The sequence below is a fragment of the Candidatus Merdisoma sp. JLR.KK006 genome (genome assembly GCF_036941035.1).
Classification (GTDB): Bacteria; Bacillota; Clostridia; order Lachnospirales; family Lachnospiraceae; genus Laedolimicola.
Window position 1 is genome coordinate 1 of the sequence record NZ_JAYMNS010000052.1, and the last position, 12839, is coordinate 12839.

Here is a 12839-nt window from a genome sequence, read left to right on the forward strand (position 1 = left end):
TAGAAACAGGAGGCTTGCAGTATGGAAGTAAAGCGTATTTTAGTAGTGGATGACGACACAATGAACTTGAAAAGGACAAAGATGATTCTGGGAAAGACTTATGATGTGGAGCTTGTGGAATCTGGAAGTGAAGCCCTTGAAAAACTGAGAAGAGAACGGTATGATTTGGTTCTTCTGGACATTGCCATGCCGGAGATGGACGGCATTGAGACATTTGAGCGCATGAAAGCTTCCGCCTACAATGTACCTGTAATTTTTCTGACTGCGTCAGGATTTGAGGATGATGTAAAAAGGGCGATCAATCTGGGAGCAGTGAATTATTTGAAAAAACCATTTTTCCCACAGGAGCTTTTGAAACGGGTTGCAAAGGAGTTTGATAAGGAATGAGAACGGAGGATCAGACTAGTATACATCTTCTTCTGGCTGCCATTGTTACGGTGTTCGGCGTGTTTTTGATCGTGATTACCCTTGCGTTGTCATGGGAATTCTGGATGATTCCTATTATTTTGGTGGGCAATACTATTGTGTGGTGTCTTCATATCGGCAGGTTTGGTTCGGAATCATTTTATAAAAATCTGTGTGCAGGATTGCTGATGATTGGATTCTTTTTCTTCGGGGTGCATGAGAGCAGTCTCTATGATATTCCGGCTGTGGCCTGTATGGTGATCCTGATTTTTTCTATGTTTGATAAAAAGCGGCTGTTGTATATGATGGCCGCCTTGTACGTGGTTGAACTTTTGTATCATTATCTGATTCTGAATACGATTACGTGGGATATGGACCCGCAGGATATAATACGCTTAGGCATTGATGCTGCTGTGATGATTGGTGCGGTATCCATTGCAAGATACCGGATCAAGCGGAGACTGGACGCAAGGAAGCAGTACGATATTGCTTTTGCGGAGTTGGAGGAAGCAGGGCGGCAGAATGCGGTTTTTCTGTCAAATGTATCCCATGAGCTGCGGACGCCCATTAATATGGTTCTTGGGATCAGTGAGGTTGTATTGGAGAAAGAGCTTCCCGGCGAGTTTCGGGAGGATATGCAGTCCATTCAGCTTGCCGGCAAGCGCCTGTCCAATCAGATCAATAATATGCTGGATTATACGGAGATTGTGGAGGGAACGCTGACCGCCACAAAGCAGGAATATATGCTTACCTCGGTCCTCAATGATGTGATTACCATGACGGCCATGCAGGGGGGCAGGCATCAGTTGGAAATGGTGTTTGACATGGACCCGAGAATTCCGGCCGTGCTGATTGGAGATGCTGAAAAGATTTCCCATGTACTTAAGATTCTTCTGGAAAATTCCATCAAGTTTACGGAAGAGGGCGGTATCCATGTGTGTATCGAATGCCGCAGAGAGAGTTATGGTGTTAATCTGGCCATTGATATCTATGATACGGGTATCGGTATGACGGATTCCCAGCTCAATCAGATGTTTGATGATTTTTACCAGGCGGATTCCGGCAGCAGCCGTTTTGCAGGAGGACTGGGGCTTGGGATTCCCATTGCCAGAGGACTTCTGAATTCCATGGGCGGTTTTATTCACTTTGCAAGCAAGGAGAATCAGGGTCTTGAGGCTCATATTACCATTCCCCAGGGGGTGGCGGATGATTCTCCCTCTATTGTGGTTTCCAATCCGGAGCGTCTTTGCATTGCCTGCTACTTCCGGCCTGAGAAATATAGCTGTGATGAGGTGAAAGGCTACTATGACCGAATGATTCTGCATTTGATGGAGGGATTCGGTATTGAGGGCTACCAGGCTCACAATTTTGATGGGCTGGTTAAGCTGCAGAACAGCCATACGCTGACCCATTTATTTATTGCTCAGGCGGAGTATGAGGAGAACAGCGATTACTATGAAGAACTGGCATACAAAATGCGGGTGGTTGTGATCGGGGAAAGAGATTTTGTTCCGGAAAAGGGCAGCAGGCTTTTGATGATTCACAAGCCTTTTTCCGCTATTTCCGTGGCAAATCTGCTGAACGGGGATATGGAAGAAAATGGATTTGTGGGAACTGCAGGCCGCAGGCCGTTTTCCTGTCCGGGTGTTAAGGCTCTGGCAGTTGATGATGAAGAGATGAATCTTGTGGTGGCCAAGGGGGTTCTGGGCAGCTACGGTATCCAGGTGGATACATGTTCAAGCGGAAAAGAGGCCGTGGAGCGTCTGGGAGACGATGACTATGATATGATTTTCCTGGATCACATGATGCCGGGCTTTGACGGTGTGGAGACCCTGCGGCGCATTCGGGAAATTAATAATGGAATGTATCAGGAGCTTCCTGTGGTGGCGCTGACTGCCAATACCATAAGCGGTGCCAGAGAAATGTTCCGCAATGAGGGATTTACGGAATTTATTCCAAAGCCCATTGAGCGCTCGGTTCTGGAGAGAGTGCTGCGCAAGGTGCTGCCGGAGGAAAATATTCAGTATGGTATGGAGGTCCGGCCGGATAAGGTTCGTGAATCTGCAGCAGTTCAGGTTGCGGATGAGCCGGTGCGTCCGGCACGGGAAGCGGCTTCGAAGGTGTCTGTACAGGAGAAAACAGGGAATCAGGAATCCTTGGAGGTGCCTGAGCGCAAAGGACAGTCTGAGAAAAAACAGGCGCAGAAAGAGCTTCGGCGGAAAAAATCGGAGCGCAGAGAATCCATACAGGAAAAAGCGGTGAAAAAGGAGCCTGTGCGAGAAAAAGCAGTACATAAAGAAACTGTGCAGGAGAAACCTGAGCACAGAGAGACGGTACAGAAAAGTGCAGCGCAAAGGGAACCGATACAGAAGAAACCGGAGCGCAGAGAACCGTTACAAAGAGAAGCTATGCAGGAAAAGCCGGCACAAAGGGAGCCGCTGCGCAGAGAGCCTGAGAGGGAAGAGACCGGTCCAGAGGAAGCCGGTTCGACGGGTATCTCGTTTCTGCAGCTTACGCCCCTTGTGGAGGCCGGCATGAATGTGCGGCTGGGATTGGAGTACTGTTGCGGAGAGAAAGAATTTTATCTGGAAATGCTCCAGACTTTTGCGGAGCAGAGCGAGGCAAAGAAAGCGGAGATTCAGAACTTATTTGAGACCGGCAACTGGGGAGACTATGCCATCAAGGTCCACGCTTTAAAGAGCACCTCACTGACAATCGGAGCGGAGCAGCTTTCGGAAAAGGCCAGGGCTCTGGAGCAGGCAGGACGAAACGGAAACACGGATTACATCCTGCAAAATCATTCCGAGCTTATGCAGATCTATGATAAGGTCTGCAGCAGCATAGGGAAATTAGAATAAAAAACAGCAGGCTTATATACGTGCACAGAAAGAATTGCAGACGCAAGTACTTGAGGGTGGAATTCTTTCTAGATAAAGGTGTATGGGCAAGGGTCTGCGGAACTGGAATAAGACAGCAGACCCTTACCCGTGCACAGAAAGAATTGCAGACGCAAGTACTTGAGGGTGGAATTCTTTCTAGATAAAGGTGTATGGGTAAGGGTCTGCGGAACTGGAATAAGAATAGGAGGCCATTTAGGTGTTGGAAAAATGGTTTGAATTCATCTTTGATCATAAAATCAGTCTGCGGGAGCGCATGTTCCGTGTGGTTACAGGCATTTGTATGCTTGCGCTGATTTTTATCATGCCTATGGGCAGAAGCTGGTTTAATATGTTGCTGCTGGCAGCAAGCCTTGTGACCATGGCATTGGTTGTAAGGTTCAGTATTAAAAAAGAATGTATTAATGGGGGAGCCACTTTTATTACCGTATTGCTTCTGGTACTGTTTCCATTGAGCTTTTTTACGGCCGGAGGATTTTACAGCGGAATGCCCGAGTGGTTTGTGCTCTGTTTTGTTTATATCAGTATTACGCTGGAGGGGAGGCGGAAAGCCGGATTTTTCCTGCTCTGTGCCCTGGAGACGTTGTCATGCTACTATGTGGCCTTTTATTACCCTGAGCTGGTGGCCAAGAACACACAGCGGCATTCCTTTTTTGATTCCGCTGCTTCTGTCATTATGGTAGGCGTGCTGACCAGTGTAATGCTGATGTTTTTAAACAAGCTTTATGAGGAGGAAAATGAGCTCTCAAAGAGGCAGAAAAAGGAGATTGAGGAGCTCAATAAGGCTGAAAATCATTTTTTTGCCAGCATGAGCCATGAGATCCGCACGCCCATTAACACCATTATCGGTTTAAATGAGATTATTCTCAGAGGAGACATTCCCCAGGATGTGGCAGAGAATGCAAGAAATATCCAGGGTGCCAGTAAAATACTTTTGACCCTTATTAATGATATTCTCGATCTGTCCAAGATTAAATCCGGAAAAATGGAGATTGTGAATGTTTCCTATGAGACAGGGGCGCTTTTTTCGGAGATTGTCAATATGATCTGGATCAAGGCCAAGGAAAAGGGGCTGGAGTTCCGTCTCCATGTGGATTCCTCTATTCCCAGCATGCTCTGCGGTGACGAGGTGCGGATTAAGCAGGTTTTGATTAATTTGTTAAATAATGCTTTGAAATATACCAGTGAGGGTTCTATCACCCTTTCCGTCCGCTGTGAGCGCCTGGGGCTTAACCGGGTGCGTGTATGGTATGCGGTGGAGGATACGGGACAGGGTGTGAAAAAGGAAAATATTCCCTACATTTTTAATGCTTTCAAGCGTGTGGATCAGGAGAAAAACCGCCGTATTGAGGGCACCGGGCTGGGCTTGAGCATTGTTCAGCAGCTTGTGGAGCTGATGGGCGGTGAGATCAGTGTCAACAGTGTCTACATGAAAGGCTCTACTTTTATTGTTATGCTGGAGCAGGATATTGTGGATGACAAGGAGCTGGGAACCTTTACGCTGGCTTCCCGGGCAAGGCGGCATGAGGGAAAGCAGTATCAGCAGAGCTTTGAGGCGCCGGAGGCCCATATTCTGGTGGTGGATGACAATGATATGAATCTGATGGTGGTGCGCAAGCTGCTTTCGGAGACAAAGATTCAGCTTGATACGGTTTTAAGTGGTGCCGAGTGTCTTAAAATGACCCAGGAACAGCATTATGATGCGATTTTGATGGATCATCTGATGCCGGAGATGGACGGGATTCAGTGTCTTCACAGGCTCCGCACACAGCCGGGAGGTCTTTGCCAGGATACGCCTGTCATTGCGCTTACGGCCAATGCGGGAAGTGACAATCAGCTTCTTTACAAGAAAGAGGGCTTCAGCGGTTATCTGGCAAAGCCGGTCAGCGGCGCTCTTCTGGAGGCAGCCGTGCTGAGTGTTCTGCCAAAGGAGCTGGTGAATCTGACGGAGGAGGCGGAGCAGTCGGAGATTGGTAAGGATATTCTGATTTTTGAACAGACACAGCGGCTGTCTGTTATGGTTACTACGGACAGTGTGTGTGATCTTCCGGAGGATCTGCGGAAAGAATTCCGCATTTCCGTATGTCCTTATTATGTGTGTACGGATAAGGGGCGGTTTCTGGATGAAGTGGAGCTGAAAGCGGATGAACTGCTGCTGCATATGGCAGAGGGACAGAATGCCCGTTCGGAGGCTCCGTTGGTGGAGGATTATGAGCGGTTTTTTGCGGAAAAGCTGACGGAAGCTCAGAATGTGATTCATATTACCATGGCGAAGCATGCCAGCCAGGGCTATTATAATGCTCTGGAAGCAGCTAAGTCCTTTGAAAATGTGACGGTGCTTGATTCGGGACATCTTTCCAGCAGTCTGGGGCTGAGCGTGCTGTATGCCGCTTCTATGGCGGAGCAGCATGCCACAAAGGCGGAGATTGTAAAGTTGGTTAATGGGCTGAAACGCTATATTTCTTCGGCTTTTATTATTAACAGTACCCATACCATGTGTCAGGCCGGGCAGATTCCCAAGCGGATACAAGTTGTCTGTGACGCCTTGCTTCTGCATCCGGTGATTGAGCTTAAGAAGAGTAAGATGGTTGTGAGCGGCATGGAGATGGGGGATTTTGTGCATATGATTAAGCATTATGTGCGGAAAGTTCTTTTGGATTCCAGGAATATTGACAGGAGGATTTTGTTTATTACTTATGCGGGGCTTGAGGATCGGAGTATTGCTTATATTCAGAAGCTGGTGAAGCAGTATTGTCCCTTTGAACGGGTTTATCTGCAGAAAGCTTCTTCGGCCATTGCCTGTAATTGCGGGTCCGGGTCTTTTGGATTGTTGTTTATGAAGAAGAATGATGTTGCCCGCTCGTTTTTGCAGGCTTCCGGGATGGAGGAAGAGAAGTGAGGGAGGACGGGTCTGCCACAAAATAGGACAGCAGTCATTTCCATATCCTGTTACAATTCGCACCCCTATGAACTAAAAACTTTTTAGAATCTGACATAGGATGTGAATTGTAACAAGGCTGCGGGTCCGGATGGCCGGGAGCCGGAATATTCTATTGCGCTTTGGGAGGAAGTGTGATATGATACTCTCTGTCAGACAAAAATTGACAAACTCTGGAGAGTCTCAGTAAATGGGCGCCGAAGGTGTAACACAGTGCTTTTCCGCCGGAATGCGTGGAAGGGCTGTCTATCTCTCAGGCAAAAGGACAGGGCTTAAATGCAGATGTTCTACTCTTTGGAGGGCTGATAGTATATCGGCTCTTATTTTTGTGCAAAGTTCTGCTTTGGCGGAACAGGTTGTATCCGGTGTACTGACTGTCCGGATGCATAATTTCACAATAAATTAGAAAAGAGAGGGAAAAATCATGTTGGAATTTGTGAAGAGTGCAAACGGGATAATGTGGAGCTATGTGCTTTTGTTTATCCTCTGTGGAACGGGTATCTATTTTACCATTCGTCTTAAGTTTATTCAGGTGCGTAAGTTTGGCGAGGGGTGCCGTCTGGTATTCGGGCATTTTAAGCTGAACGGGGAGAAGCGAGAGCATGGGGAGATGACGCCCCTGCAGTCTCTGGCTACGGCGATTGCGGCCCAGGTGGGTACGGGAAATCTGACGGGAGCGGCTACGGCTCTGATTTCCGGCGGTCCGGGGGCTATTTTCTGGATGTGGGTCAGCGCTTTCTTTGGAATGGCTACGATTTATGGGGAAGCTGCTCTGGCTCAGGAGTATAAGACTACGGAAAACGGGGAGGTTACGGGAGGTCCCGTTTATTATATTCGTCAGGCTTTTAAGGGGACCTTTGGCAAGGTTCTGGCGGGGCTCTTTGCGGTATTTATTATTCTGGCTCTGGGCTTTATGGGGAATATGGTGCAGTCCAATTCTATTGGTACGGCTTTTGCAGGAGTGTTTAAGGCCAGGAATATTAATTTGTCTCCGGTTGTGGTGGGGGTAATTCTGGCAGTTTTGGCGTTTTTTGTGTTTATCGGCGGTACGAAGCGTCTGGCGGCAGTTGTGGAGAAAATGGTTCCTTTTATGGCGGCTGTTTATATTGTGGGAAGCCTGCTTTTGATTTGTCTGCATATTACGGCGCTTCCGGCGGCCATCGGTATGATTTTTACAGGGGCATTTCAGCCTCAGGCTGTGGCAGGTGCGGCGGCTGGCATTACGGTCCGGGAGGCGATTCGGTATGGTGTGGCCAGAGGATTGTTTTCCAATGAGGCAGGAATGGGTTCAACACCTCATGCCCATGCCAGGGCAACGGCTAAGAATCCACATGAACAGGGTTTGACGGCTATGATCAGTGTGTTTATTGATACCTTTATTGTGCTGAATCTGACGGTGTTTTCTGTTCTGACTACGGGGGCTATGTCTACGGGCGAGGACGGAATTGCTTTGACGCAGGCGGCGTTTTCTACCAGCTTTCAAGGCTTTGGGGATATTTTTGTGGCAGTGTGTCTTCTGTTCTTTGCATTTTCTACCATTTTGAGCTGGCATTTCTTTGGAGAGGTGAATGTGAAGTATCTCTTTGGACCGAGGGCGGTAAAGGTGTATTCGCTGATTGTTGTGGTGTTTATTGTGGTTGGGTCTACTTTGAAGGTGGAACTGGTGTGGGAGTTGGCGGACTTCTTTAATGGTCTGATGGTAATTCCCAATGCGCTGGCGCTTCTGGCTCTTAGCGGCGTGGTGGCGAATATTTGTAAGAAGTTTGGGAAGTAAGGAAGAAAGCTGCTGCAAAAGAGTAAGTATGATGACTGTTATGTTTTCAACAGAAGAATAGATGGCGGAGAGCCTGGGGCTCTCCGCTTTTTTGGTGAAATGGATGAAGTAACAAAAAAATTGGAAAACATTGGTCTTTTTAAAATAATGCATATAGATTGTCTGCAGGATTTATGCTAAGATAAAACAAGATAGGGATCTGGTTGAAGGAGGGGATTGTGTTGAATAAATATGGAGCGATGGATAATCGGAAAGGAATTAGTATTCAACAGTATAAGACGGATGTGGGATTTCGCACGCTTGTAGAGGGTGTAAATGAAAATTTATATGTAATACCGAAATACCAGAGAAAGTATCGATGGAAAAAGGAACAGGTTGCGGCCTTGGTTGAGTCTCTGATTCGAGGGCTGCCAATCCCCCCAATCTATACATGCAGAAATAAAAGAAATCAATTGGAAATATTAGATGGACAGCAGCGTATTTTGAGCTTGTTTTTTTATTATATCGGTTATTATCTGGACAGGAAAAAAAATAATTCTGTTGATTTCTCAGAAATTAAAGTAGAGGACTGCTCTTTTAAGGAAGCACTGGCAAGTCAATATGTGTTAGAAAAGCTTCATATTCAGTTAAAGGGAGAAAGAGGAGAAGAGATTCCTGTAGATTATGCTAATCTGCCGGTAGAAGTGAAAAGGCGTATAGACTATACATCTATTACCATTATAGAAATAAAGATTGATGACGAGCAGCAGCGTACAAAAATATTGCGGAAAATTTTTGAAAATTTGAATGCAAAAGGTTCTCTTTTAACACAGCAGGAATTGAGAAATGGAATATATGCCTGTGATTTTTATCAAATGCTGCAGGATTATAACAGACATAATGATAAATGGAGAAAAATATGGGGAAAAGAAGATGCGGCGGAACGTGACATGGAAACTCTTCTGCGTCTTTGTGCGTTGAGAAGATATGTGCGAGTTGACAGAAAGAGTTCGATAGATTTCAATTTCTTAATTGACCAATATCATAGCTCTTATTCAAAATTGCTTGATCAGTTTTCAGAAGAGGCTATGACATTTGATGAAGTACAAATTAAAGAATATAGTAACAGCCTGAATAGTTTTTTTGATCTATTTCAGGTAAATGCAACCCAGTCATCAAAGGTTGCATTGTTGGAAAGCTTCTATATTGTTTATGAAAAATTAGGTGTAAATAAACCTATCACATCCGATATATATAAAGAAATTTTGAAAGCTCCCCAATATACATCTTATACAAGACAAGGTACCGTGAAAATGAAAAGCATGAATGGAAGGTGGAAGATCGTATATGATATTTGGTCTGGAAATGATAAATTACATGGTTAACAAAATACTTACAGAAGATCTGCCTTATAGAGACAGCATAATAATAGGAGATAATTCCAGTGGTAAAACGCTTTTATTAAAGCTTTTTGTAGAAGAAGCGAAAAAGGACAAAGCGGTATATTTTATTGATGCGGTGAATCGGGGATTTGATGTAAAAAGGATTTCCGGGGCAAACCAAAAGCCGGAGTACAAAAAAACAATTTTGGAAACAAGGCTTCAGGGAGAACATTTCAATCTGGTAGATTCTTTTAATTGTTATGGGACTTTGACAGAAAGGATTGAGATAATCTATTCATTGTATGAGAAAGAAGTTCAGGATTTATTTTATGAATTAACAAATGAAAGATTTTATATCCTATTGGATTCTCCATTTGGAGAGGTTGATTTTGGGAATGAGAAAGGGTTGCTCTCCAGCGGCTATCAGGCGGTAATACGGATCTTGCTGGAACTATTGTACTATCAGGATATGGAAGTAGATAAAAAAGCCCTTGAGTCCGCATGGGTTGTAATTGATGAATTGGACGAATACCTGTCTCCCAGGTATTCTGCTGTTATATTGGAATTTTTAAAGAAAAAATTTCCATGGGGAAAATGGCTGGTGACGACCCACTCTTGTGATCTGGTGGCTGGTACTCTGGATTCTAATTTAATCATTTTAGAGAACAGTCATTGTGAAGTAATTGACATCAATGATTATCCGTCTGTTTCAGAAGTACAGATTATATTTGAAAGAGTATTTGGGGATCAACAGAGCCTGGAACTTGAGATGGATAATGTATTGCGCAGGTTGTTAAATAATAAGATGAATCAGGCATGGAGTAAAAAAGATGAAGAATGCCTGAAACAGATAGAAAAACAGAGACTTACTGCTTCGCAACAGGTAATCGTGCGCCAGATACAGGAATGGTGATTGATAAATGGAAGACTATTTGCTGCTTGAAATACCGGCATTCAAACCTGATTATAAAAGATGGAAAAAATATGGTTATAAAAATCCGACAGAGAGAGATAATTTAAAAGATGTACTGGAAAAAAGTACAGGTGGATATTGTATGTATTGCTTTTCACGGGTTCGTGTTGATGAAAAATCATATGCGAATTTAGAACATGCAATAGAAAAGAGCAATTCGGATAAGCTGATTGAGTGCGTGCCGAATATAGGCTTATCCTGTTCGGTTTGTAACCAGACATTTAAACGTATTGGGGAACGAAAGAGAAAACTGCGAAAAAATGTGATTGCTGAGTATGAAAAGCATAGCAGATGTTCACTGGAATGTCATAAACAGTGTACAGTTGCCTGCAAAGCCTTGAGAGAATTACAGAAGAACTACAGTAAGCTGCCGGATGCAGAAATATTATTGCAGCCTATGGGCATTAAAGGAAGCGATTCAAATAACATGCTGCTGTTACAGTATAATGTGATGAATATGGAATTTGAACCTGCAACAAATACATATACATATTCAGACAGCGAGCTTCGTTTTATAAAAGCGCATATTAAGAGATTTCGTTTAAACGATTCGAAATATCGTTCACGACAATTGTTTGATTTTATTCGAAATGTTATTGATAATAATGGAAAAATACCAATGTATGAGTACAATAATTGGATGGTCAAGCTATTTTGTGAAAAACTTTCAGGAAAATCCCAGGAAGAGATATTAAAAATTTGCAAAAGTATATTCATCATTACTTTTCCAAAAATGTAAAAGCTTTGGTCTATTATCCGGATAGGGAGCATGGCATCCTGGGCGCCCGTTTGGGGATGGGCGGAGTTTGTTCCGTAAGATATCTCCGGGTATTTTTTTCATTATAATCTATTTCAATTAAAATGGATACTGGTAAATTATCAAAAACAGAGCGCCGGAAAAATGTTTCTTTCTTTCATTGAAATTTTCTGAAAATATGATATAATGAGCGTTAGTGAGGAGAGCATGCGGGCATGTTCAACGAACGGTGATCATGAATGTTAGTGAGGGAAGCATGGCAGGCTGTTAAAGGATACTTTGTTAGCAGCGGTAATCTTGAAGAATTTAGGAGATCCCAATTTTATGAAACGAGTATTGTTAAAATTGAGCGGTGAAGCCCTGGCAGGAGAGAAGCATACGGGCTTTGACGAGGCCACCGTTATCGGCGTGGCGAAGCAGGTAAAGGTTCTGGTGGATGACGGTATCCAGGTGGGGATTGTCATCGGCGGCGGTAATTTCTGGAGGGGCCGTACCAGTGAGAATATTGACCGGACCAAGGCAGATCAGATCGGTATGCTTGCCACAGTGATGAATTGTATTTACGTATCGGAGATCTTTCGCTCCGTAGGCATGGAGACAGAGGTATTTACCCCCTTTGAGTGTGCAGGCTTTGCGAAGCTGTTCACTAAGGATCGGGCCCTCAAGCGGCTGAACCGGGGCTGTGTTACCTTTTTTGCCGGAGGAACGGGACATCCCTATTTCTCTACGGATACCACCACGACCCTTATGGCTATTGAGATCGAGGCGGATGTGATTCTCCTGGCAAAAGCCGTGGACGGCGTTTATGACAGCGATCCCAAGCAGAATCCGGGTGCGGTGAAGTATGATGAGATCTCCATTTCCGATGTGGTGGATCAGCGTCTGGCGGTGATGGATCTGACCGCTTCCATTATGTGCATGGAAAATAAGATGCCCATGATGGTATTTGGACTGGGTGAGAAAGACAGTATTATCAATACGGTAAAGGGGAATTTTACCGGAACAAAAATTACAGTATAAAGCGGAGGGTATTTACCATGGATGAGAGATTAAAAGTATATGAAGAGAAGATGACGAAGTCCTATGATTCCATGCAGAGGGAGTTTATCAGCATTCGGGCAGGCCGGGCAAATCCCCATGTACTGGATAAGATTCGCGTGGACTATTACGGGACGCCCACTCCCTTGCAGCAGGTGGGTAATATTTCCGTGCCGGAGCCTCGCATGCTCCAGATTCAGCCATGGGAGAAGAGTCTCCTGAAAGCCATTGAGAAAGCGATTCTCACCTCCGATATCGGCATCAATCCCACCAATGACGGCTCCATTATCCGTCTGGTGTTCCCGGAGCTTACCGAGGAGCGCAGAAAAGAGCTGGTGAAGGATGTGAAGAAAAAGGGCGAGGCTGCCAAGGTGGCTGTCCGCAACATCCGCCGGGATGCCAATGAGAATCTGAAGAAGATGAACAAGGCAGGGGAGATTTCCGAGGATGATCAAAAGGATCTGGAGACCAAGGTGCAGAAGATGACGGACAAATACATTGCCGATATTGACAAGGCGGTGGATGAGAAGTCCAAGGAGATTCTGACCGTATAGGATTTAAGAGTTTGAACGAATGGGGGAGCTGTGGCAAGGCAAGGTGAGAGATTATGGAAAAAAATTTCACCTTGTTTTGTAGCAGCCCCTTTTTATGCAATAGTAATATCCTTGCAATGCACAAATCAATTTACAGACACAT

Annotated in this window: 9 protein-coding genes and 1 riboswitch; all 9 genes read left to right on the top strand. The window is 44.9% G+C overall.

The annotated features are described in order from the left end of the window. The first annotated feature begins 21 nt into the window (after nucleotides 1-21). The 9 genes from VSQ61_RS21920 (at nucleotide 22) to frr (ending at nucleotide 12697) form a co-directional block, all read left to right on the top strand. Nucleotides 22-387 (top strand): response regulator, encoded by a 366-nt coding sequence (locus VSQ61_RS21920; protein ID WP_334346467.1) that lies wholly within the window; start codon nucleotides 22-24, stop codon nucleotides 385-387. Beyond that, the gene (locus tag VSQ61_RS21925; protein ID WP_334346468.1) at nucleotides 384-3263 is read left to right on the top strand and encodes a response regulator; all 2880 of its coding nucleotides are present in this window, start codon (nucleotides 384-386) and stop codon (nucleotides 3261-3263) included. Before VSQ61_RS21920 ends, VSQ61_RS21925 begins: the two co-directional genes overlap by 4 nt. Nucleotides 3264-3501: 238 nt before the next feature. Continuing rightward, the gene (locus VSQ61_RS21930; RefSeq protein ID WP_334346469.1) at nucleotides 3502-6201 is read left to right on the top strand and encodes a DegV family protein; all 2700 of its coding nucleotides are present in this window, start codon (nucleotides 3502-3504) and stop codon (nucleotides 6199-6201) included. Nucleotides 6202-6403: 202 nt separating this feature from the next. After that, nucleotides 6404-6519, top strand: a riboswitch (glycine riboswitch). A 145-nt stretch (nucleotides 6520-6664) separates the two neighbouring features. After that, complete coding sequence (locus tag VSQ61_RS21935) at nucleotides 6665-8014, top strand: alanine/glycine:cation symporter family protein (RefSeq protein ID WP_334346470.1); 1350 nt, start codon at nucleotides 6665-6667, stop codon at nucleotides 8012-8014. Nucleotides 8015-8235: 221 nt separating this feature from the next. After that, nucleotides 8236-9378, top strand: coding sequence for a DUF262 domain-containing protein (locus tag VSQ61_RS21940; RefSeq protein WP_334346471.1), 1143 nt, complete (start codon nucleotides 8236-8238; stop codon nucleotides 9376-9378). Further along, nucleotides 9371-10288 carry an ATP-binding protein gene (locus tag VSQ61_RS21945; RefSeq protein WP_334346472.1) on the top strand — a complete coding sequence of 306 codons (918 nt, stop codon included), beginning with the start codon at nucleotides 9371-9373 and terminating at the stop codon, nucleotides 10286-10288. The genes VSQ61_RS21940 and VSQ61_RS21945 overlap by 8 nt, the downstream gene beginning before the upstream one ends. Before the next feature lie 7 nt (nucleotides 10289-10295). After that, a complete protein-coding gene (locus VSQ61_RS21950) occupies nucleotides 10296-11087 on the top strand; it encodes a hypothetical protein (protein ID WP_334346473.1) in 792 nt (263 codons plus the stop codon). A 342-nt stretch (nucleotides 11088-11429) separates the two neighbouring features. After that, a complete protein-coding gene (gene pyrH / locus VSQ61_RS21955) occupies nucleotides 11430-12125 on the top strand; it encodes a UMP kinase (protein ID WP_334346474.1) in 696 nt (231 codons plus the stop codon). Between the two features lie 17 nt (nucleotides 12126-12142). Continuing rightward, nucleotides 12143-12697 (top strand): ribosome recycling factor, encoded by a 555-nt coding sequence (gene frr, locus VSQ61_RS21960; protein WP_334346476.1) that lies wholly within the window; start codon nucleotides 12143-12145, stop codon nucleotides 12695-12697. Nucleotides 12698-12839 lie beyond the last annotated feature (142 nt).

Bases quoted from the DNA above. Each gene is read 5' to 3' on its own strand.
- VSQ61_RS21920 (WP_334346467.1), top strand. From the start codon at position 22: ATGGAAGTAAAGCGTATTTTAGTAGTGGATGACGACACAATGAACTTG.
- VSQ61_RS21925 (WP_334346468.1), top strand. From the start codon at position 384: ATGAGAACGGAGGATCAGACTAGTATACATCTTCTTCTGGCTGCCATT.
- VSQ61_RS21935 (WP_334346470.1), top strand. From the start codon at position 6,665: ATGTTGGAATTTGTGAAGAGTGCAAACGGGATAATGTGGAGCTATGTG.
- VSQ61_RS21945 (WP_334346472.1), top strand. From the start codon at position 9,371: ATGGTTAACAAAATACTTACAGAAGATCTGCCTTATAGAGACAGCATA.
- VSQ61_RS21950 (WP_334346473.1), top strand. From the start codon at position 10,296: ATGGAAGACTATTTGCTGCTTGAAATACCGGCATTCAAACCTGATTAT.
- pyrH (WP_334346474.1), top strand. From the start codon at position 11,430: ATGAAACGAGTATTGTTAAAATTGAGCGGTGAAGCCCTGGCAGGAGAG.
- frr (WP_334346476.1), top strand. From the start codon at position 12,143: ATGGATGAGAGATTAAAAGTATATGAAGAGAAGATGACGAAGTCCTAT.